The 20883-nt window shown below is 44.2% G+C and carries 21 protein-coding genes; all 21 read right to left on the reverse strand.

Annotated features, from left to right (window positions below; all coding sequences use genetic code 11):
* Window positions 1-16: 16 nt before the first annotated feature.
* Entirely contained in the window at window positions 17-877 is an 861-nt protein-coding gene (locus ACFP56_RS20050) for a flagellar hook-basal body protein (RefSeq protein WP_379237968.1), read from the reverse strand.
* A gap of 151 nt (window positions 878-1028) precedes the next feature.
* The gene (mreB, locus tag ACFP56_RS20055; protein WP_379237970.1) at window positions 1029-2018 is read right to left on the reverse strand and encodes a rod shape-determining protein MreB; all 990 of its coding nucleotides are present in this window, start codon (window positions 2016-2018) and stop codon (window positions 1029-1031) included.
* A 153-nt stretch (window positions 2019-2171) separates the two neighbouring features.
* Entirely contained in the window at window positions 2172-2462 is a 291-nt protein-coding gene (gene spoIIID, locus ACFP56_RS20060) for a sporulation transcriptional regulator SpoIIID (RefSeq protein WP_379237972.1), read from the reverse strand.
* 216 nt (window positions 2463-2678) lie between these two features.
* Window positions 2679-3431 (reverse strand): peptidoglycan DD-metalloendopeptidase family protein, encoded by a 753-nt coding sequence (locus ACFP56_RS20065; protein ID WP_379237974.1) that lies wholly within the window; start codon window positions 3429-3431, stop codon window positions 2679-2681.
* A gap of 83 nt (window positions 3432-3514) precedes the next feature.
* Window positions 3515-4690, reverse strand: a complete 1176-nt coding sequence (gene spoIID, locus ACFP56_RS20070) for a stage II sporulation protein D (RefSeq protein WP_379237976.1) — start codon at window positions 4688-4690, stop codon at window positions 3515-3517.
* Between the two features lie 173 nt (window positions 4691-4863).
* Window positions 4864-6201 carry a UDP-N-acetylglucosamine 1-carboxyvinyltransferase gene (murA, locus tag ACFP56_RS20075; protein ID WP_379237978.1) on the reverse strand — a complete coding sequence of 446 codons (1338 nt, stop codon included), beginning with the start codon at window positions 6199-6201 and terminating at the stop codon, window positions 4864-4866.
* Window positions 6202-6413: 212 nt separating this feature from the next.
* Entirely contained in the window at window positions 6414-6644 is a 231-nt protein-coding gene (locus tag ACFP56_RS20080; RefSeq protein WP_379237980.1) for a DUF1146 family protein, read from the reverse strand.
* Between the two features lie 16 nt (window positions 6645-6660).
* Window positions 6661-8847, reverse strand: a complete 2187-nt coding sequence (locus ACFP56_RS20085) for a proton-conducting transporter transmembrane domain-containing protein (RefSeq protein ID WP_379237982.1) — start codon at window positions 8845-8847, stop codon at window positions 6661-6663.
* Complete coding sequence (locus ACFP56_RS20090; protein WP_379237984.1) at window positions 8823-10580, reverse strand: hypothetical protein; 1758 nt, start codon at window positions 10578-10580, stop codon at window positions 8823-8825. The genes ACFP56_RS20085 and ACFP56_RS20090 overlap by 25 nt, the downstream gene beginning before the upstream one ends.
* Window positions 10581-10714: 134 nt before the next feature.
* Window positions 10715-11119: a F0F1 ATP synthase subunit epsilon gene (locus tag ACFP56_RS20095; protein WP_379237986.1), complete on the reverse strand. Its 405-nt coding sequence runs from the start codon at window positions 11117-11119 to the stop codon at window positions 10715-10717.
* 24 nt (window positions 11120-11143) lie between these two features.
* The gene (gene atpD, locus ACFP56_RS20100; protein ID WP_379237988.1) at window positions 11144-12550 is read right to left on the reverse strand and encodes a F0F1 ATP synthase subunit beta; all 1407 of its coding nucleotides are present in this window, start codon (window positions 12548-12550) and stop codon (window positions 11144-11146) included.
* A gap of 32 nt (window positions 12551-12582) precedes the next feature.
* A complete protein-coding gene (gene atpG / locus ACFP56_RS20105; RefSeq protein ID WP_379237990.1) occupies window positions 12583-13446 on the reverse strand; it encodes an ATP synthase F1 subunit gamma in 864 nt (287 codons plus the stop codon).
* A 116-nt stretch (window positions 13447-13562) separates the two neighbouring features.
* Window positions 13563-15077: a F0F1 ATP synthase subunit alpha gene (gene atpA, locus ACFP56_RS20110; RefSeq protein ID WP_379237992.1), complete on the reverse strand. Its 1515-nt coding sequence runs from the start codon at window positions 15075-15077 to the stop codon at window positions 13563-13565.
* Between the two features lie 15 nt (window positions 15078-15092).
* A complete protein-coding gene (locus ACFP56_RS20115) occupies window positions 15093-15641 on the reverse strand; it encodes a F0F1 ATP synthase subunit delta (protein WP_379237994.1) in 549 nt (182 codons plus the stop codon).
* On the reverse strand, window positions 15638-16120 hold the full coding sequence (gene atpF / locus ACFP56_RS20120; protein WP_379237996.1) for a F0F1 ATP synthase subunit B: 483 nt from the start codon (window positions 16118-16120) through the stop codon (window positions 15638-15640). Before atpF ends, ACFP56_RS20115 begins: the two co-directional genes overlap by 4 nt.
* An 86-nt stretch (window positions 16121-16206) precedes the next feature.
* Window positions 16207-16419: a F0F1 ATP synthase subunit C gene (atpE, locus tag ACFP56_RS20125; protein WP_379237998.1), complete on the reverse strand. Its 213-nt coding sequence runs from the start codon at window positions 16417-16419 to the stop codon at window positions 16207-16209.
* A 99-nt stretch (window positions 16420-16518) separates the two neighbouring features.
* Window positions 16519-17292, reverse strand: a complete 774-nt coding sequence (gene atpB, locus ACFP56_RS20130; RefSeq protein WP_379238000.1) for a F0F1 ATP synthase subunit A — start codon at window positions 17290-17292, stop codon at window positions 16519-16521.
* Window positions 17293-17301: 9 nt separating this feature from the next.
* On the reverse strand, window positions 17302-17691 hold the full coding sequence (locus ACFP56_RS20135; protein ID WP_379238002.1) for an ATP synthase subunit I: 390 nt from the start codon (window positions 17689-17691) through the stop codon (window positions 17302-17304).
* Complete coding sequence (locus ACFP56_RS20140; protein ID WP_379238004.1) at window positions 17684-17914, reverse strand: hypothetical protein; 231 nt, start codon at window positions 17912-17914, stop codon at window positions 17684-17686. The genes ACFP56_RS20135 and ACFP56_RS20140 overlap by 8 nt, the downstream gene beginning before the upstream one ends.
* 190 nt (window positions 17915-18104) lie before the next feature.
* Window positions 18105-19253 carry a non-hydrolyzing UDP-N-acetylglucosamine 2-epimerase gene (gene wecB, locus ACFP56_RS20145; protein ID WP_379238006.1) on the reverse strand — a complete coding sequence of 383 codons (1149 nt, stop codon included), beginning with the start codon at window positions 19251-19253 and terminating at the stop codon, window positions 18105-18107.
* Between the two features lie 792 nt (window positions 19254-20045).
* Window positions 20046-20675, reverse strand: coding sequence for a uracil phosphoribosyltransferase (gene upp / locus ACFP56_RS20150; RefSeq protein WP_379238008.1), 630 nt, complete (start codon window positions 20673-20675; stop codon window positions 20046-20048).
* Window positions 20676-20883: the final 208 nt, after the last annotated feature.

Genomic DNA, 20883 nt, shown 5'->3' on the forward strand with positions numbered 1-20883 from the left:
CTGCATCAACACCCCCTTAGCCAATTCTGCCAATTTCGTTTGCTGTTTTTTGCAACGTTGTATCATAGAATTGTACCACTTTTTGATTCGCTTCGTAAGCTCGCAGTGCTGCCATCAGATCAACAGATGCCTGCGTTATATCAACATTGGAATGTTCAATATAGCCTTGGCGTACTTCTACAGCATCAGCATCATCAATGGCAGCCGCCGTGCCTTCTGCCAATCTAAATTTGCCATCTCCCTCACGTACTAGAAGATATGGATTGTCTATGCGTGAAATGAGCAACTGAAGTCCTGTGTCGTTGCCCGCTGATGTAACAAGACGACGATCACTTGTAAGTATCAGCTCATCAATGCTGACACCTGCAGGCAGTATAATAGGCTCATTATTCGTACCCAGCACATAATCGCCTGTGCTTGTGGTAAGATACCCCTCACTGTTGACCGAAAATTGTCCGCCTCTCGTATAGCGCAGCTCACCTTGCGCATTTTGCACAGTGAAATAGGCCTGTGGCTGAAAGACAACCTCTCCATTAGCGCCTACCGCTTTACCGGATTGGTCAAAAGCAAGACCATCTACTGCAATATTTGAAATAATCGCAAAATCATTGCGGTTGTTCGTCTGTGTTACATCACCCTGCAAATGATACGTAAGGCTCTCCTCAGCAAAAACATTCCCTGTCCAAGTTCCAATCGTTTTAGGCTGATTGCTATCCACACCAGTCAAAGACAGCAGCATGTCGTTAAAGGAACGCAGCGGTGTAGTCGTTTGCTTGTATCCTGCTGTTTCTATATTGGCAATATTGTTGGTAATTGTATCATGTCTGCGCTGCTGACTCGTTAAGCCTGAGGCAGCTGAATAAAGACCTCTAAGCATGCTGCTCCTCCTCATCATCCTATCTTCTTATGTTTATCGGACGTAGGATGCATTAAGTGAATAGTACGATCGAACCGCGAATAAGCACTTCAGCACGTCCCCCTTATGACGTCTTACCTGTGCCTATTCGCCTGTTTTCACTTCAATTTTACTAACGTTTAAGCTTGTCCAAATTATCCAGAAGAATGCCTGTGCCTTTTACGACACAGTGCATTGGATTATCTGCAATGAGAACCGGGACTTTCAACTGATCGGATAATAACGAATCAAAACCACCTAACAGCGCTCCGCCTCCAGTCAAAATTACGCCGCGATCAATAATATCAGCCGATAGCTCAGGCGGAGTTTGCTCTAACACATATTTAGCTGCGGATACGATGGTCATAATTGGATCCCACAGCGCTTCACGAACTTCATTAGAACGAATGGTCAGAGTTTGCGGCAGACCGGTTACCATATCTCGTCCACGAATATCAATTTCTTCAACAGGCGCATTCTCAAGTACTGTTCCGATGCGAATTTTAATATCTTCACTTGTACGTTCGCCGATCAGCAGCTTGTACTTGTTTTTAATATATTTCATAATCGCTTCGTCAAACTTGTCTCCAGCAACCTTAATAGAAGAGGCCGTTACGATATCGCCCATAGATAATACGGCTACGTCAGTCGTTCCGCCGCCGATGTCAACCACCATGTTGCCGCTAGGCTGGAAAATATCCATTCCAGCCCCTATAGCGGCAGCCTTTGGTTCTTCTTCTAAGTACACGTCCTTTGCGCCGCTTCTTTCTGCAGCTTCGCGAATGGCCTTCTGTTCAACAGAAGTGATGTTCGTTGGTGCGCAGATCAAGATACGCGGACGTGAGTACCAAGTGCGTCCATCCACACGATGAATAAATTCCTTAAGCATAATTTCAGTAATATCAAAATCAGCAATGACGCCATCGCGAAGAGGGCGAATCGCCACAATATTACCAGGAGTACGACCTACCATGCGATGAGCTTCTTCCCCAACGGCAAGCACTTTCTTTGTATCACTCTCGATTGCAACAACAGAAGGCTCATCGAGTACTACACCTTTACCTTTTACATGAATGGATACGTTCGCCGTACCAAGATCAATACCAATATCCTTACTAAACATCAGGCCTTAGTCCTCCAACGAATAATGTATTGTAATTCCTCACCGGAAAAAATCACAGATACTAACATTATTCGCCAAAATCTTAGAAAATCCTCTCCTTAAAAATAATTTTATATTGGTATTTATCTGACAGAGGAAAATCAATGCTGCACATTACTTCGTATTGCCTGCTGTAAGTACCTCTCGTTTTTTAGGAGCATTTTTTTTATACTTAATTTTTGTTGCCTCGCCACCACGCAAATGACGGATCGACTTATGATACTCGAGAATGTGCTTCACTTGATCAGCTAACTCAGGGTTAATTTCTGGCAATCGCTCCGTTAAATCCTTATGCACCGTACTTTTAGATACACCGAATTCTTTCGCGATCGTACGAACCGTCTGCTTCGTTTCTACTAAGCAGCGGCCAATTTTAATCGTTCGCTCCTTGATGTAATCGTGCACGCTCCCGCCTCCCTACTCGTATTAAGTTTGGTACATTATATGAGTAGGTCCAGCAGATATTCGTTGTGTCCAAGCTTGTTAGGCAACAAATGCAATAAATATTTTTCAAATCGCCTGCTTCAGCTTGTCCCTTAGTCTCTCCAATATGCGAGACTATTCGAAATTATGACACAAAAAAGGTCTATCCCCAATATTGGGGATAGACCCTCTCTTGCATTACTCTGCGATATAGTCGCTAGGATTAACACTGCTTCCGTTTAGTCTAGCTTCAAAGTGAAGATGTACACCTAGATCACGTTCTACATCACTGCGTCCAGCCTTGGCGATAACCATTCCTTGCTCAACCTCATCGCCTTCTTTGACTGTAATATCACTTAAGCTTTGATATACCGTAACAAACCCGTTGCCGTGATCAATGTGAACTTGGTTGCCATTAATCGCATTGTTTTCAACAACGGTTACCTTCCCGCCTAGTGCAGCCATTACGTCAAATGCCTCACCTTGTGGATGCACAAAATCAATGCCCATATGAGGAGCAAATGTTGTGCCGACTTGAATGATTGCTGCTTCGTTTTCTTCAGCAGTTGCACGTGTGTCGTAGAATGGAATCTCAATCTCAAGCTCATTGATATTAGCAACTGGCCACTGCATATCCTCGCCTGTTGCAGCGATTTCATCCGTTGCATCTACATCTACAATCGCTTCCTTGTCTGTTTCATTGCTGATGTCAGTGCCCTCTTCAGTTACCTCCGTTCCTGTGGTAGGCTGATCGGTCATTCTGTCCTGATATACCCACAGTAAGGTAACGATGATTGCTGCTGTAATCATAAACAATGCTGGAGAAAACCATTTTTGGGTAAGCAGCCTTTTCACGCCTGAAGCTGGTTTTGCAACATGAGATCCTCTCTTTTCAGTTTTAAGAGAATCCTCCGTTGATTGTGATTTGTTTTGATCGTTAAATTCATTCATTTATATCACCTCACTAGCCATTGTTGCCAGATTGACTAGCTTTATACGTGACATACTTGAATTTTTACTAGTTTTTTGCAAGCTTATAAGTTTAGCTGCTCTAGCTCTATGTCTGTATAGTAATGTTCAATAATTTCATTCGCTAGATAACCCTGCTGAGCCATCCCGTTTGCCCCCCATTGACTCAAGCCAACACCATGTCCATAACCGAAGCATACGAATGTAATTCGCTTGTTTTTATGATCTATAGCCCATTGCATATCCGTTGAGGATAGCTCGAGCTTTTCTCTCAACTCTTTCCCTGTAAAGCTAGCACCGTTTACATCAAGCGATTCGATTCTCCCACTCTCGTTGCGAGAAACATGATTAATACTAACCTTGCCGTTTCTCCGACTATTTTTCAAATTAAGACGCTCATAGAGCTCCTCGAAGCTGTAGCTGAATTCTGTTTCGAAGTTAGGTGACAATTCTGCGTCCCATGGACTTGCTACGCTTTGCAAGTAAGCAACCTGCTGTCCCCATACCTGATCAGCATTTTCTGTATAGCCATTGCTTGTTGAGAAAAACACTGCGTCAATCGGTTCATCCTGATAGCTGATAATCCAACCTTCTGTTTCCTTAACCGCCTGCACAAATTTTTGATAATACTCCGGATATTCTTGCGCATACTGTTGGACTTTATCGTTCTTCAAATAAACCTGATCTCTCGTTGTGTCCGTAACGAGATATTCGACCTGCTCTGACGCCTGCAGCAGCCTGCGGGTAATGTATGTCCGTATCGCAATCATCTGTGCTTTAATCGCCTCAAGCTCAAAGCTTCCCGGCAGTTCAGCAAGCGCAACGCTCAATACATAACGCTCAATCGGAAGCTTCTCAACACGCTTCTCGCTGCTAATATAAACTGATACGACAGGACCATCCTCAGATACGACTAACGCACTCTCATCATAGTTCGATACATCTGAAGCAGGCCTTTCTATTGCTTGACGCTTAATCTCCTGATTGCTTCGCTCATGCTGCTTGCCTATGGATGCGCTGTAGCTGTAACGCCTGCTCTGCTCAGAGTTGGTACTGGCTATAGTTGCGGTTGCAGTTTGCTCAACATTGTGCTCCAGCGCATAAACGGTTGGAATAGAATGCTGTTTTGAATGCTGACTGTTGATGTACTTATGTACCGTCAAGGTTACGATTACCATAGCGACTGCAAGCATCAGCAAGGCCTTATTCTTTTTCGTAAGTTGGGCTGTATTTGACTTCATCTTATCTACTCCTCTATCCCCTATCTTTGTTACATCCTATGAACAAGGTTGATAGAATAGAATCATAGATCACTACTAGAGCTTAAATTTCACACATTCGTTACCAAAAATGGCCACAAAAAAACGACACGTATCTAGCAAGTAGCACGCATCGTCTTTATTAGTATGTTTCATTATGCCATTAGCTCTTGCACCTGAGACAAGACAGGCTCTTGCATTAGCTTTGCTGACTTGGAAACTGCTTCTTCCTCGCGATCTCCAATACGCTTGATACTAGCACCGAGCGAAGCCAGTTTTCCCGTGATATCTACATAGCCCCGATCGATATGATGAAGTCCGTCTATAATCGTTTCACCTTCAGCTACAAGTCCTGCGCAAATTAACGCTGCACCTGCTCGCAAATCTGAAGCTGTTACTTTTGCACCCGTTAAAAGGGACTTACCTGTTACAACAGCTGTTCTGCCATCCACCTTAATATTTGCTGACATTTTCAAAAATTCTTCAACATGCATAAAGCGATTTTCAAAAACCGTTTCTGTCACCACGCTAGTTCCATCAGAAACAAGCAGAAGCGCCATCATTTGCGATTGCATGTCAGTGGGGAATCCAGGATGGGGCAGTGTTTTAACGTCCACAGACTTTAGAGGCTGAGAAGCCTTAACATGAACGCCATGATCGTGAGCATCGATATGAACGCCCATTTCTTCTAATTTGGAGATCACAGGTGCAAGATGATCTGCAATTGCACCCTCAATAAATACATCACCGCCAGTAATAGCAGTCGCAATCATATAAGTGCCAGCTTCAATACGATCTGGAATAACGCCATGGTTTGCGCCGTGAAGCGCCTCTACGCCTTCAATACGAATAATACCCGTACCAGCACCTCTTACTTTTCCACCCATTGCATTGATATAGTTGGCAAGGTCTACAATTTCAGGCTCTCTTGCAGCATTTTCAATAATTGTTGTCCCATTTGCCAATGAAGCTGCCATCATGATGTTCTCGGTGGCTCCCACACTTGCAACATCCAAGTATATTTTTGCACCTTGAAGCCCCTGAGGACACACTGCCTCAATCGCACCTTGATCCAGTTGAATGGTAGCACCCATGGCTTCAAACCCTTTAAGATGCTGTTCAATTGGACGCGAACCGATTGCACATCCGCCAGGCAACGAGATCTTCACACGGCCTACGCGAGCAAGCAATGGTCCCATAACTAGAAAGGACGCTCTCATCTTGCGTATCAATTCGTATGGAGCCTCTGTCGATGTAATTTGTGCTGCCGATATCGTCATCGTTTCCTGATCAAAATGTGTATCCGCTCCAAGCGAACTCAATACCTCTCGAATAGTCATTACATCATCTAATACAGGAACATCTGTAATTACACTTTTACCTTCAGTCGCTAATAATGAGGCCGCAAGAATAGGGAGCACCGCGTTTTTAGCACCACTTACACGCACCGTTCCCATCAATCGTTGACCTCCGCGGACGATAATTTTTGCCATCTTGCGTCCCTCCGCGAATCATATTTATCAATTACCAAATTATTACAATTAGAGTATTATCATACACTCATTAAACACCATCTTAACATTATTACCTATAAATCGACAACATTAATTTTCATTCGTACTAATATTGTCGATTTCCTTTCCATACGATTGGAAAACGCCATCAATCGTCTATTGATACCAAGTGTTTGCAGAATCCAAGCGAGTTATTCTACAAAATCTTGGAGCATTGTGGAGAAACCCAAGTATTGCAATAAAAAGCTGCTAAGCTGATAGCCCAGTGCAACGGCAATGACGATTTGCAACATTCTGGATTTTGGACTGTTTCGGTTTTTTAACAGTTTATCCCAAGCAACTTCCGCAAGCAGCATCCATACGAATAAGATACTTAGTATGACCACAATGATGGAAAACAACCCTTGCAACCCTTCAGTCATGAATATCCCCACTTTCTTACATCCAAAGCGTCAGTGCAAGCAACAGTGCCAAACAACTGCAGCCTATGTACACCCAAGCCTTCGGAGCATGTTTGCTTGCCGAAGCCTCATGCATTGTTTCTTTTGTCATATACATTTGAATAATGTACTCCAGCGGGATGGTAGCCATTAAGGCATGGGCAACAAGCCATAACAGAATCAGACCATATTGTCCCTCGAAGCTCCATAGCTCGATCATGCTAAGCTGATACGAGAAACCTGCTGACAGCGGTGCAGACATCAAGGCAAGCATAAACAACAGCAGCATAATAGCCTGCCTTGGCTTACGATGATAAAGTCCTGTTAGCGCATTGATATTCTTGTGCAGCGGATCGAGCACCGCTTTAAACATGCTATAGCTGCCTAGCAGCATTAATCCATACCAAATTGCTATGAAAACCGTTCTTTGTAAAGGAAGCTCTGCTGCTAACGCTTCTGTGCTCGATACTACAACAACAAGTGTAAGCGTATGATACACAGCCTGCCACATCAGCATGCGATAGACACTCGTTTGTTTATGATTTACAAGCCATATTGCAAGTGACATCACGACACATGCTATTACTGGAAGATTCCATACCTCGCTATTCATATCAAATATAGCCAAATAATTGACACTATCCATTGTTGCAACGCTGCCAATATGCTCCCAAAAACGATGCAGCTGATGCAACTCAGTTCCCATAACATCGACCGCAATAATCGGATAGCAGCCAAGCACCACAACCATCGTTAGTAACAGAATAGCAGGAATTGCTTCAATGAACCTAAGATCGGCCACATTAGTGATACGCAGATCAGCTTGTCCATGTTGCATCTGAATCAATAAACGCAAATTATAGGCTACAATACTAATCAAACCGAGAACAATGAGCACCGTTATCCAGCGATTGACGGAGAAGCTGAACAATAATGTGTGATAGCTGCCTAAAAAATGAGAAAGTCCAGGCAAACCTATCCAGCCTAATACCGCAACGGTAAACAGCCCGGTTGCATAAGGTATCTTCTTAAAGCTACCATTCAATTTATCAAGTCGCGACTCCTGAGTTCTCTCATGAAGTGCTGCAAGCAAGATGCATAGCAGGGCAGCTAATAGCTGAAAGGAGAGAACCTGAAGCCATAGCATCGTCAACCCAAGCTCAGATTTTGAAAGCAACAGGACGATAAAAAAAGAATACTGGCCCCACACACTGTACGCGAGCCAGCCCTTCAGCTCATGCTGGCGCCATAGACTAATTCCCGCGATAAGCAATTGAATGCCCATTATCCATATGATTGGCTCGCGTATGGCATAAATGAGATCTGTAAAATACGCAAGTCCGAGCTGATAGAATACATAGATGCCAAGCGAACCCATCGTCGTGCTATACAGCATTGACACTACATAATGACTATGCCGATATACGGCCAGAAACGGACGATGCAAACCAATTACAGGGATAAAACACGTTAAACCTAGTAATAGCATAATAAATGCCAATACACGCTGGTCTTGTTCCGCTGCATTCGTAATATATAGCTGCAGATCATGAAGCGGCAGCTGCCCAAGTTGTACATGTGAAGACTGCAAATATGACATGTTAATGCTTAGCAGGAGAATGCAGCTCATTGAGATGAAAAACACTCCAGCAAGCTGCCAATAGAAAAGACGTCGTGCAGTACGGACCGCCCCTTCTTCTCCCCATATCCCGATCAGCAACAAAAATAAGAATGCCAGCAGCAGTATTGCGGCACACAACAATAAACCATCGCGACTAGCATATATATGTAATAGAACAGCCTGTACGAGCAACAGCAAAAGATAGAAAGGTTTATGCCGCTTTTTGATATAAACAGCCGCCATTAGTGCGGCTAGCAAAACCAAACTTGAAATGAGTGACAACCAGAGAGATACGCTATCCATTCCATAGCTAAAGCTGAATATCGATACACGACTATCATATGTCACATAGAAATCAACAAGACTGCCATGCTGTGCAGCTTGATAGACAAATGCTAGTAGCAACAGCAGTGGTACGCCTGCACCTGTAAGAGCTATGCGACGAAAAACAAGTAGATTGGCGCGGTAGCACAAGGCTAATACACCCGCTGAGACAATAGGCGCCACCAACAATAATTGCAATAACAGATTGTCCAGCGTTATCCCCCCCTTAATCCATACCATAGTGCTGTCACAAGTACAGTGATCGCTGCAACCATGCCTATACTAATCCAGTTACTAGCCTGAGCACCTGCACGACTGATATTGCGGAATGGATAAGGCAGCCACACCGTCAAAATCTGTACAATAACACGCTCGATCAACTGACCAAAACGTACAATCAGGCTGCCTAGCCTGACAATCTTAGCACTTAGCTTTTCAGCGTAATGACGGAAACGCTCATCGATATTGTGCAGCGAACTCGAAAAAGCCTCCGTAATGCGCTCGCTGAACAACCAGGCAATAACAACGCCAATTGCGACACTGAGCATGGTCAGCAGCATCGGAACAAGCCTCATTGATTCCATTGTAACGCGGCCAAACAACCACAGCTCCATCCGATCACTATTCACTAGCCAAAGCAAGCCTAGCACAATAAGCAGCAGAGAAGGCCATGCTACAATCGCGATGATGCCGCGTCTCGTTAGCTTGAATTGCTTCTTCCAATACGTTGTAAAGTAGATCGTTGATGCCAAAGCAGAGCACATGACAACGAGCAACGTAACCACATACCAACCATTGCTTTCTGCGCCGATTGTCGCAACTAGTGACTGCTGCATCCAATAGCCGCCAAGCGGCGGTACACCAATTAACGTTAATACAGCAATGAGAAAAGCACCAAATACAACGGTTGAAGATGCTTGCAGGATCGAGCCATAAATTACGATTATCGAAAGCATAATCACAGTTAGCTGAATGAGCACGTATGCATATGCCTCATGCCCATATGCATATATGATCATGCCAATCAGAATCATCCCGATATAAACGAGCGCCTGTTGTGCGTTGAACAACATACGTAGCGTACACCAAATGACTGCAGTTGCTCCAACCACCTTGCACAGCAGCATCACATCATTCACTCCCGTAATGATGACCTGAAAACGAAGCAATATATAAACAGGCAGCAGTGCATTGCCAAAGCAATATATAACCACTCGCAAAATAGGGCGTTCCATCTCTACATGCTTCATCCAATAGGTATAAGGAAACATCCCCGATAGAAGCAGCGCGCTCACGACAAATGCACCCGCTATGATCACTTTCATCCGATATGTAAAATCAAGTGCTGGACCGCTAAAAATCGTTTCAATCATCGTAAATTGCAAAGAATGATTAGGCATGTACCAGTACAAGCCTGTCAATGCAATGAAAAAAACTACGTAACCAAACAATTGTGCTGTAATATAACGAAAAGCTGCCTTAGGCTTGCTGCCATATACGGGATGAGACAACAGCAAGAAAATGCTGCAGTTCATTAGTATTGCACATGCCAGGAAAGTAAGCATATGATCCGCTAATACGAGTCCACTCGCTGCAAAAAGCAGCAGGCCTATGTAACCATAGATCGAGGCAAGTTCCTGCTTTGCCTCTTTGTGATAAAGTAGACAGAGAAGCAGCAAATTAACACCTGTTATTAAAATGAGCAGCCACGCTGACAGATTGTTAAGCTCATAGCCAATACGATAGATTGTATCGCCAACGATTAACCAATCAAAGTCAAAGCTATAGTCCTCTGCTTGTATTCTAGTTCTTTCCCATATCACGCCAATCGCAATCACACAGGCCGCAGCAGACAAAATCAAACTGCTTGCAACCATCGTGCTTTGATTGCTTCTACCTATTGTTAATCCAAGCAAAAATATACATCCATATAATATAGGAATAATCCATACCAAATCTGAATATGCAGGCAACTTGTTTCACCTCTTTAAAGTGCAGTCACTTCTTATCTTACTATACTTGCCTGCCTTCAAGCTAGTTTGTCCACTGACGTTAAGACTCCTAAAAAAAAGCTGCCTATTGCGATCAGCAATAAGCAGCTTTTCAATTATTTAATATGTGTAACGTTCAGACGATTCATTGCACGCTGCAAAGCAAGTTCCGCTCTACGGAAATCAATTTCATCGCCTTTTGCGATTGCTAAACGCTGCTCAGCACGCTGTTTTGCTGCTTCTGCACGTTCAACATTGATGTCCTCTGCACGCTCTGCACTTTCAGCTAGAATGACGACCTTGTCCTTACGGACTTCAATAAAACCGCCATTCACTGCAATTACATCCGAGCCTCCGTCACGCTTAATCGTAACAGGCGCGATACGAAGCGGAGTTACTAGCGGAATATGATTAGGCATAATCCCTAACTGACCTTCCACACCTGTAACCACGACCATATTCGCCTGTTCACCATACACCTTGCGCTCAGGCGTTACGATTTCAACTAGAAACGTACTCATGTGGATTCCTCCCGCCCTTCGCTACTAGACAAGCGTTTTGGCCTTCTCCACGGCTTCTTCGATTGTACCTACATAGCGGAATGCTTCCTCTGGTAGATCATCGTGTCTGCCCTCGAGAATTTCTTTAAAGCTACGTACTGTTTCTTTAACAGGTACGTATTTACCAGCTAGACCTGTAAAAGGTTCAGCTACGTGGAATGGTTGAGACAAGAACAATTGAATTTTACGTGCGCGCGCCACAAGCAGCTTTTGCTCGTCGGATAGCTCATCCATACCAAGAATTGCGATAATATCTTGCAATTCTTTATACGTTTGAAGAATCTTCTTAACGCCTTGCGCTACGTTGTAATGCTCTTGACCAAGTACTTCTGGTGTAAGAATACGAGAAGAGGAAGCCAGTGGATCTACCGCTGGGAAAATACCCATCTCAGAAATTTTACGCTCAAGGTTTGTCGTTGCATCAAGGTGAGCAAACGTTGTTGCAGGAGCTGGATCCGTATAGTCATCGGCTGGTACATAGATCGCTTGGATCGATGTAACTGAACCTTTTTTCGTAGACGTGATACGCTCTTGCAATTGACCCATCTCAGTTGCAAGCGTTGGCTGGTAACCTACCGCTGAAGGCATACGGCCTAGAAGCGCGGATACCTCAGAACCTGCTTGCGTGAAACGGAAGATGTTATCAACGAATAGTAGTACGTCGCGGCCTTCTTCATCACGGAAGAACTCAGCCATTGTCAAGCCGGTTAGAGCAACACGCAAGCGCGCGCCTGGAGGCTCATTCATCTGACCGAATACCATCGCCGTTTTGCTTAGTACGCCGGAATCCTTCATCTCGTGGTAAAGGTCGTTACCCTCACGAGTACGCTCACCTACGCCCGCGAATACGGAAATACCGCCATGCTCTTGTGCGATGTTGTTAATAAGCTCTTGGATGGTTACCGTTTTACCTACACCAGCACCACCGAACAAACCGATTTTACCGCCTTTTGCATACGGCGCAAGAAGGTCGATAACTTTAATACCTGTTTCAAGAATTTCAGCTTGTGTTGACAACTCGTCAAAAGTCGGTGCTGGACGATGAATTGGTAGTTTCACTTCAGAAACAACATCACCAGCTTCGTCGATCGGTTGACCAAGTACGTTAAATACGCGACCAAGTGTAGCAGCACCAACCGGTACTGTAATTGCAGCTCCAGTATCAACTGCTTCCATGCCGCGAACTAGACCGTCTGTAGAGCTCATCGCTACAGCACGAACTAGGTTATCGCCAAGGTGAACGGCAACTTCCAGCGTAAGATCGATATCTACACCGCCAGCTTCTGCTTTATGCTGAATCGCAACAGCATTCATAATTTCTGGCAGATTGCCGCGTTCAAATTCCAAATCGACGACCGGACCCATGACGGATACAACGCGTCCTTTTTTCATTGCTTTCCCTCCTGGTTCCTCATTATATCAACTTAAGATTGTGCATTAGCTCCTGCAACAATTTCCGTGATTTCCTGCGTAATCGCAGCTTGACGTGCACGGTTGTATGTCAAAGTCAAGGAGTTAATCATCTTCGTAGCATTTTTCGTTGCACTGCCCATCGCTGTCATACGAGCACCTTGTTCACTTGCTTTGCCATCCAATACTGCGCTATAGATAAGCGTTTCAGCATATTTCGGCAAAAGCACCTCAAGCACGCCTTCTGCGGAAGGCTCATACTCATAGGAAGAAACAGCCTGCTGCTCACCTGATAGGTTATCAAGCGGCAATAGACGAGTTTCAGTCGGAATTTGAGTCAATGCGTTAACGAACTGATTATAGTAGATATAAAGCTCATCATATACGCCCTCTGAGAACTGATTGACTGCACTTGCAGCAATCGCTTTAATATCACCGAATGTAGGGGCATCCGCTAATCCGATAATCTCTTCGATAATCGGCATATTTCTACGACGGAAATAATCACGGCCTTTACGTCCGATAACAAAAATCGCATATTCATCAGCAGACTGATGTCTTTCTTTAATCGTCAGCGTTAATTTGCGTAGGAGATTGGCATTATAACCACCAGCCAAACCACGATCAGAAGTAACAACTAGATAAGCCGTCTTCTTAATCGGACGGGACTCCAGCATAGGGTGAGTTACCCCATTTGTTCCTGAAGCAATATTGCTGACTACTTCCAACAATTTATCCGCATATGGACGAGCAGCGACTGCAGCCTCCTGTGCTTTTCTCAGCTTGGATGCAGCGACCAGCTCCATCGCTTTCGTAATTTGACGTGTGTTTTGTTTACTTTTAATCTCACGCTTAATTTCACGCATGCCTTTTGCCATTTCGTTTCACCCGCCTTTGATGCCTGGCATAGGCCAAGCTTGGTAAGGGGTCTGCATTAGCCGCTAAAAGGACTAATACAGACGATCATCTATCAGACGATTCTTTACCGCTTGTCTTATACAGAGGCAGCAAAGCTTCTTTTAAATTCATTGATTGCATCAACAAGTGCTTTCTCGTTATCAGCAACTAGATCCTTTGTTTCAAGGATTGAAGCGCCGATTTGAGGGTACTTGCTGTCTAAGAATGCTAAGAATTCTTGCTCAAAGCGTAGAATATCTTCTAGCGCGATCTCATCAAGATGGCCTTTAACCGCTGTGTAGATTGAGATAACCTGCTTCTCAACAGACATTGGCTGGTTAACGCCTTGCTTAAGAATCTCCATCGTACGAGCACCACGGTTTAGACGTGCTACTGTAGATTTATCAAGATCAGAACCGAATTGAGAGAACGCTTGTAGTTCACGATAAGCAGCAAGGTCCAGACGAAGTGTACCTGCAACTTTTTTCATCGCTTTAATTTGAGCGGAACCACCAACACGAGATACGGAAATACCTACGTTAACCGCAGGACGCTGACCAGAGTAGAACAAGTCTGCCTCTAGGAAGATCTGACCGTCTGTGATGGAGATTACGTTTGTCGGGATATAAGCAGATACGTCAGAAGCTTGTGTTTCGATAAATGGCAGTGCCGTTAATGAACCGCCACCCAATTTATCGCTTAGCTTAGCTGCACGCTCTAGCAAGCGGGAGTGTAGATAGAATACATCCCCTGGATATGCTTCACGGCCCGGAGGACGACGAAGCAATAGCGAAAGCTCACGGTAAGCTGCTGCTTGCTTAGTCAAGTCATCATAAATAACGAGTACGTGCTCACCTTTGTACATAAAGTACTCACCCATGGAGCATCCTGCATAAGGAGCAAGATACAATAGTGGGGATGGCTCAGATGCACTTGCTGTAACAACGATCGTGTAGTCAAGCGCACCATGGCGACGCAATGTTTCAACTACGTTCGCTACTGTAGATTGCTTTTGACCGATTGCGACATAAATACATTTAACGCCTGTATTTTTTTGGTTGATGATTGCGTCAATCGCAATCGCCGTTTTACCCGTTTGACGGTCACCGATAATCAACTCACGCTGACCACGACCGATTGGTACCATGGAGTCAATCGCTTTAATACCTGTTTGCATTGGCTCATGAACGCTCTTACGATCGATAACACCAGGAGCTGGAGATTCAATCGCACGGAATTCATTAGTGTTGATTGGGCCCTTGCCGTCAACCGGCTGACCTAGTGCGTTAACTACGCGTCCTAGAAGTGCTTCACCAACTGGAACCTCCATAATGCGGCCAGTACGTTTAACCTGGTCACCTTCACGAATGTCTGTATACGGTCCTAGAATAACGACGCCGACATTGCTCTCCTCAAGGTTAAGAGCCATACCTACGACACCGTTAGCGAATTCAAGAAGCTCTCCCTGCATCGCATTTTCAAGACCGTGAACACGAGCGATACCGTCACCGACGTTGATAACAGTGCCGACATCCACGACCTCAATTTCAGATTTATATTTTTCAATTTGCTGTTTAATCAGCGTACTAATTTCATCAGGTCTGATACTCAATTCGTTCACCCCTATCTACAGTGCTTTAGAATTTAAAGTTTTTTGCAAACGCTCTAGCTTGCCGGACAAGCTACCATCATATAAACGATCGCCAATCCGTACACGAACGCCGCCTAGCAGTGCTGGATCAACCACTTGCTCTGCTACGATTTTTTTGCCTGTTACTTGTTCGAATTGAGCAGCCACGCCTGCAAGCTCGGATTCTGACAGCAAAGTAGCCGTGTAAACGACTGCCTTCGCTTGACCAAGCACCTCGCCAGCGATTTTTGCATAGCTTTCATATAAATTCGCAATAACATTTTGACGTCCACGCTCAATCATAAGACGCAATGTGTTATATACAAGCTCGGAAACGGAAGAGCCGAAGGATTCCTTCAAAAGCTCAACCTTATTCTCAACTTCTACACCAGGCAGATTAAGAAATTTATTTAACTGCTCATTGTCTGACAACGCAGTTACAACAAGCTTAATTTCATGCTCAACCTCATTAACGACCTTGCCAGCGGCTGCAAGTTCGAACAATGCTTGTGCGTAGCGCTTCGCTACCACTGCATCGCGACTCATTTATTGCCAACCTCTTTAAGATACTTATCAACGATCTCTTCTTGAGACTTTTCGTCCACTTGCTTCTCAATAATTTTGGAAGCGATTTGCACAGAAATGCCGCCCACTTCTGTACGAAGTGCGGAGATCGCTTTATTCTTCTCACTCTCGATATCTTTGAGTGCTTCATCCTTAAGTCTTGTTGCTTCATTTTTCGCAGAAGCTACAATATCATCCGCTTGCTTGGAGCTTGTTGCACGAGCTTGCTCGATAATCGCATAAGCTTCCTTGCGCGCTTCATCAAGAGCCGCTTTTTGTTCTGCCATAGAAGCTTCAGCCGCAACACGGCTATTTTCTGCTGCGTTCATCTGTTCTTGGATTAATTGTCTGCGCTTCTCCATTACTCCGAACAGTGGACCGAACGCATACTTATTCAAGAGCCATAACAGAAGTAAGAAAGCAATAATTGTAAATACAGTCGATGTCCAGTAGAAACTCATAGCTGCACTCCTTTCCTCCAATTAGTAAAGGTAATCAAAACAAAGGCGAAGAGGGCAAGCCCTTCCCCGCCATAACTGTTCCCATATTAGCTAAAGAATGCCAAGAAACCGATAACAACGCCAACGATAGGAACAACCTCTACGATACCTGCACCGATAAACATTGTTGTTTGTAGTGCTGCTTTTTGTTCTGGTTGACGAGCGATACCTTCAACCGTTTTAGATACGATCATACCGTTACCAATACCTGCGCCAATCGCGCCTAGACCTACTGCAATAGCTGCTGCCAATACACTCATTACTAAATCCTCCTCAAAATGGGTTAATTATTTTAATAAAAAATGTTGTATAACAAACTTTGAATCCACCTAAAGGCTGTTCAAAGCTAGTTCCTGAGATTAATGGGTCAGAGCAGGATCATCTTCGTGAATCGCCGCCTGAGAAATGTATACCATTGTAAGAATGGTGAATAGGAAGGCTTGAATTGCCCCAACGAAAATACTGAATCCTTGCCATACCATCATAAATGGTGTACCTACAATACCTAGCATCAAAATGGTAGAAATCAAAATTTCACCTGCTAGAATGTTTGCATAAAGACGCAGTGCCAATGTTAAAGGCTTTGCTAGTGTTTCAATTAAGTTGATAGGGAAGAAAATCGGATACGGCTCAAAGTAGTGCTTAAGATAGTGCTTTCTGTTCCATTTCATACCTAGGAAATGTACGATAACGAATACAACAAGCGCTAGTCCTGCCGTTACAGACAAGTCTGCCGTTGGAGATTTCCACCAAGCAATATGCGCGTGACCCCCATGAGAATCAAGATACGCCTGTGTTACATTTACAAGCCATGGAATTTCATGATGAGCTTCCGTTATGATCTGGAACGGTAAGCCTAGCAGGTTACCTACGAAAATAAATACGATTAGCGTCATACCTAAGCTGATAAACTTCTTCGCTTTTTCAAACGGCATCGTGCTCGCAATCGTGTTGTGAACGAATTCGATAACCCATTCCATAAAGTTTTGCAGCTTGGACGGATTCTCAATCGAAAGATTACGCACTGACAAACGAGCTAATACGAACACAATTATTGCGGTTACAACAATTGCAATAATAGCTGAAAGGTCAAATTGGATTCCCATGAATTCCACTATTGGAAACAAATGCATAAGTCAATATCACCCCTTTCCGCCGTTATTTTCTTTCACAGTGTGAATAATAGCTGCAATTAATAATAGAAAAGGCATTACCATGCTGCCAGCAAGTGCGGCAGGCAAATTAATGATGTCGGGGTATTGATAGCCGAACATTGCAAGCAGTAGTACCGTTGCAATACGATTACCAAATCCGAGACCTTTTCTTCTAACTCGAGTGCCTTCCTGCGTGACAGAATCGGTTACAAGCCCTACTCTGCGTTGCAATAAAAACGCATTCATAGCACTCGCTATCAAGCCTAGCGCTAATCCAAATGCAACCGATCTCCATTCTGGAAACAATGCATAAGCAATTAACGATAACGCCAGAAGGTAGAGCATCCAACGTGTTGCTGACTTCATCATTTTATCCATCGGAGCCCTCCAACACCTTCAACACTACTAAGATTGCTGATCCTATACCGATAGCAAGTCCAGTCAGAACACCACCGATGACCCAACCCTTGCTTCCAGTTAAATCACTTACATAAGCACCTAGCCAATAGCCCAGAACGACGAAGAGCGCAACTTGTACACCTATCGCTCCCATTAGCGCAACTGCATAAATGGGCTGATCTAATTTTCGGTTCTTGCTCATTGGCAGACACTCCTGTCAATCCCCATATATTTTATCGAAGCGGTGTAAGGTTTGTCAATTGAATTTCCGATATAAACACTGCTATTTATGGCGAACATCCCTTGTCTGACAAGGGATGTTCGCCATCGAAAAACCGTACAGTACTACTGTATACTGTATATTCGGGATTTTTGCTTCACAAAATCAAAAACTATGAACGTTGTGTGAACGAATTTGGTCTTTCGCTCACTTTTCCAAAATAATGAAGAATTGCGTCTACGATACGTTCTGAAGCCTGTCCGTCTCCATACGGATTGGCTGCCTGACTCATTTTCAGGTACAGTTCGGAATTGGTTAAAAGTTCCTTTGCACGCGCATAAACCTGTTCTTCATCTGTACCAACAAGCTCCAGCGTTCCAGCTTCAATTCCCTCAGGACGCTCAGTTGTATCGCGTAGTACAAGCGTTGGTACACCAAAAGAAGGCGCTTCCTCCTGCATACCTCCTGAATCGGTCATAATCATGTATGTATGCGGATAAAAGTTGTGAAATTCAAAGACATCAAGCGGGTCGATCAACTGAATACGAGGATGATCACCCAATATCTCTCTTGCCGGCTCTCGTACAGCAGGGTTCGGATGCACGGCATATACAAATGCTACATCCTCAAACTCATCAGCAATTCGTTTGACAGCACGGAAAACATTGCGATGCGGCTCTCCCAACGACTCGCGGCGATGAGCGGTCATCAGCACCATACGCTTTCCTTGTGCCCAGTCAATAACCGGATGTCTAAATGAGTCATCTACCGTATATTGAAACACATCCGTTGCGGTATTGCCTGTTATGTAGATCGTATCCTCATTTTTATTTTCCTTGCGAAGATTGTTTGCTGACCATTCTGTCGGTGCAAAGTGAAGATCGGATAATACGCCTGCAAGCTGACGATTCATCTCTTCAGGGTAAGGAGACATTTTGTTCCATGTGCGTAGGCCCGCCTCAACATGCCCAACCTTAACCTTCTTCAAAAAAGCAGCGTAGCTCGCCAAAAAGGTCGTTTGCGTATCGCCATGTACAAGCACAATATCTGGTTTGGCTTCTTCAAGCACAGGGTCCAGTCCCTCTATAACGCGTATCGTTGTTTCAGTTAGAGTTTGACGATCCTTCATGACATTCAGATCATAATTCGGTTTAATTTCAAAAAAGTCAAGCACCTGATCCAGCATTTCGCGATGCTGTGCCGTCACGCATACAATCGATTCAATGTCATCCTCGCGTTTTTGCAGCTCCAGCACTAACGGAGCCATTTTTACAGCCTCAGGTCTCGTTCCAAAAATCGTCATTACTTTCAACTTAGACAAACTGCTCAACTCCAATTCTTCATTCAATCATAGATATTCAATTAAGTAAAATGTTTCGCTGAAAACATACCTCGGAAGCATAAGCCCTTCGCTAGCGTTCAAGATTCGCCGCCGACTACACTACAACGCTAACCATCGTCATCAAAGTCGGATGTTAGAATATCCTCTTCCAATAAAGGTTCTAACATTCGGCTTTCAGGACCAAGAAGCTTGGACGATAGTAGAAAACAAGGAGCGCAGCGTAGGTATTGTCTACGTGAGCACCGCAGTTTTCGCTAGCGTTCAAGATTCGCCGCCGACTACGCTACAACACCCATCATCGTCATCAAAGTCGGATGTTAGAACATCCTCTTCCAATAATGGTTCTAACCTTCGGCTTTCAGGACCAAGAAGCTTGGACGATAGTAGAGAACAAGGAGCGCAGCGTAGGTGTAAACTACGTGAGCACATAAAATGTTTTCGCAGAAAACATACATCGGAAGCAAAACCTTTCGCTAGCGTTCAAGATTCGCCGTCGAATATGCTACAACACCCATCATCGTCATCAAAGTCGGATGTTAGAACTACCGCTTCCAATAAAGGTTCTAACATTCGGCTTTCAGGACCAAGAAGCTTGGACGATAGTAGAAAACAAGGAGCGCAGCGTAGGTGTAAACTACGTGAGCACATAAAATGTTTTCGCAGAAAACATACATCGGAAGCAAAACCTTTCGCTAGCGTTCAAGATTCGCCGTCGAATAAGCTACAACGCTAACCACCGTCATCAAAGTCGGATGTTAGAACTACATCTTCTTAGTTGGTGCCGAAAATTCGGTCCCCTGCGTCACCTAACCCAGGCACAATATAGCCTTTTTCATTCAGGCACTCATCAAGCGCAGCGATGTAAATATCGATATCAGGATGTGCTTCCTGAACCGCCTTAACCCCTTCTGGCGCAGCGATCACGCACATCAGCTTGATGTGCTCGCAATTACGCTGCTTGAGTGAGTTGATGGCAGCAATCGCAGAGCCACCTGTCGCTAGCATAGGATCAACGACAATCAACAATCTTTCTTGAGCATCCGTAGGCAGATTAATGTAGTATTCCTTAGGCTTAAGCGTCTCATGATCACGGGCAAGTCCAATATGACCAACCTTGGCAGAAGGAATCATTTTCAATATTCCATCCACCATTCCGAGACCAGCACGAAGAATAGGCACAAGTCCTATCATACGACCCGAAACAATTTTTGCATCTGTTACGGCTACAGGCGTTTCCACCTTAACCGTCTGCAAAGGAAGATCTCTAGTAATCTCATATGCCATAAATGTAGCAACTTCATCAATGAGTTCACGAAAATCCTTTGTGTTCGTATTTTTATCTCGAATAAATGTTAATTTGTGCTGGATCATCGGATGATCACAAATAAATAATTTACCCATGGTGCCTCCCAATTTTAACCTTGAATTTTCTCGTGCATATCTATTTTTTCTTCTTATTAATATTGCTCATAATCCCACTTATTATAGCACTGTCAACTAGTTGTTGCATCATAATTTACAACTCGTTTACCTTTGAGCATGTGAAAATTATATCATACCCCTTCGGCAAGGTCTAAATTCCTCCGCCCTGCAGAATTAGTCTCATTTT

It is taken from the genome of Paenibacillus septentrionalis, assembly GCF_042659865.1.
GTDB lineage: Bacteria > Bacillota > Bacilli > Paenibacillales > Paenibacillaceae > Pristimantibacillus > Pristimantibacillus septentrionalis.

Coding starts and splice junctions, on each gene's coding strand:
- ACFP56_RS20050 (WP_379237968.1), bottom strand. CDS start 877: ATGCTTAGAGGTCTTTATTCAGCTGCCTCAGGCTTAACGAGTCAGCAG.
- mreB (WP_379237970.1), bottom strand. CDS start 2,018: ATGTTTAGTAAGGATATTGGTATTGATCTTGGTACGGCGAACGTATCC.
- ACFP56_RS20065 (WP_379237974.1), bottom strand. CDS start 3,431: ATGAATGAATTTAACGATCAAAACAAATCACAATCAACGGAGGATTCT.
- spoIID (WP_379237976.1), bottom strand. CDS start 4,690: ATGAAGTCAAATACAGCCCAACTTACGAAAAAGAATAAGGCCTTGCTG.
- murA (WP_379237978.1), bottom strand. CDS start 6,201: ATGGCAAAAATTATCGTCCGCGGAGGTCAACGATTGATGGGAACGGTG.
- ACFP56_RS20080 (WP_379237980.1), bottom strand. CDS start 6,644: ATGACTGAAGGGTTGCAAGGGTTGTTTTCCATCATTGTGGTCATACTA.
- ACFP56_RS20085 (WP_379237982.1), bottom strand. CDS start 8,847: ATGGTATGGATTAAGGGGGGGATAACGCTGGACAATCTGTTATTGCAA.
- ACFP56_RS20095 (WP_379237986.1), bottom strand. CDS start 11,119: ATGAGTACGTTTCTAGTTGAAATCGTAACGCCTGAGCGCAAGGTGTAT.
- atpD (WP_379237988.1), bottom strand. CDS start 12,550: ATGAAAAAAGGACGCGTTGTATCCGTCATGGGTCCGGTCGTCGATTTG.
- atpG (WP_379237990.1), bottom strand. CDS start 13,446: ATGGCAAAAGGCATGCGTGAAATTAAGCGTGAGATTAAAAGTAAACAA.
- ACFP56_RS20115 (WP_379237994.1), bottom strand. CDS start 15,641: ATGAGTCGCGATGCAGTGGTAGCGAAGCGCTACGCACAAGCATTGTTC.
- atpF (WP_379237996.1), bottom strand. CDS start 16,120: ATGAGTTTCTACTGGACATCGACTGTATTTACAATTATTGCTTTCTTA.
- atpE (WP_379237998.1), bottom strand. CDS start 16,419: ATGAGTGTATTGGCAGCAGCTATTGCAGTAGGTCTAGGCGCGATTGGC.
- atpB (WP_379238000.1), bottom strand. CDS start 17,292: ATGCATTTGTTTCCAATAGTGGAATTCATGGGAATCCAATTTGACCTT.
- ACFP56_RS20135 (WP_379238002.1), bottom strand. CDS start 17,691: ATGGATAAAATGATGAAGTCAGCAACACGTTGGATGCTCTACCTTCTG.
- ACFP56_RS20140 (WP_379238004.1), bottom strand. CDS start 17,914: ATGAGCAAGAACCGAAAATTAGATCAGCCCATTTATGCAGTTGCGCTA.
- upp (WP_379238008.1), bottom strand. CDS start 20,675: ATGGGTAAATTATTTATTTGTGATCATCCGATGATCCAGCACAAATTA.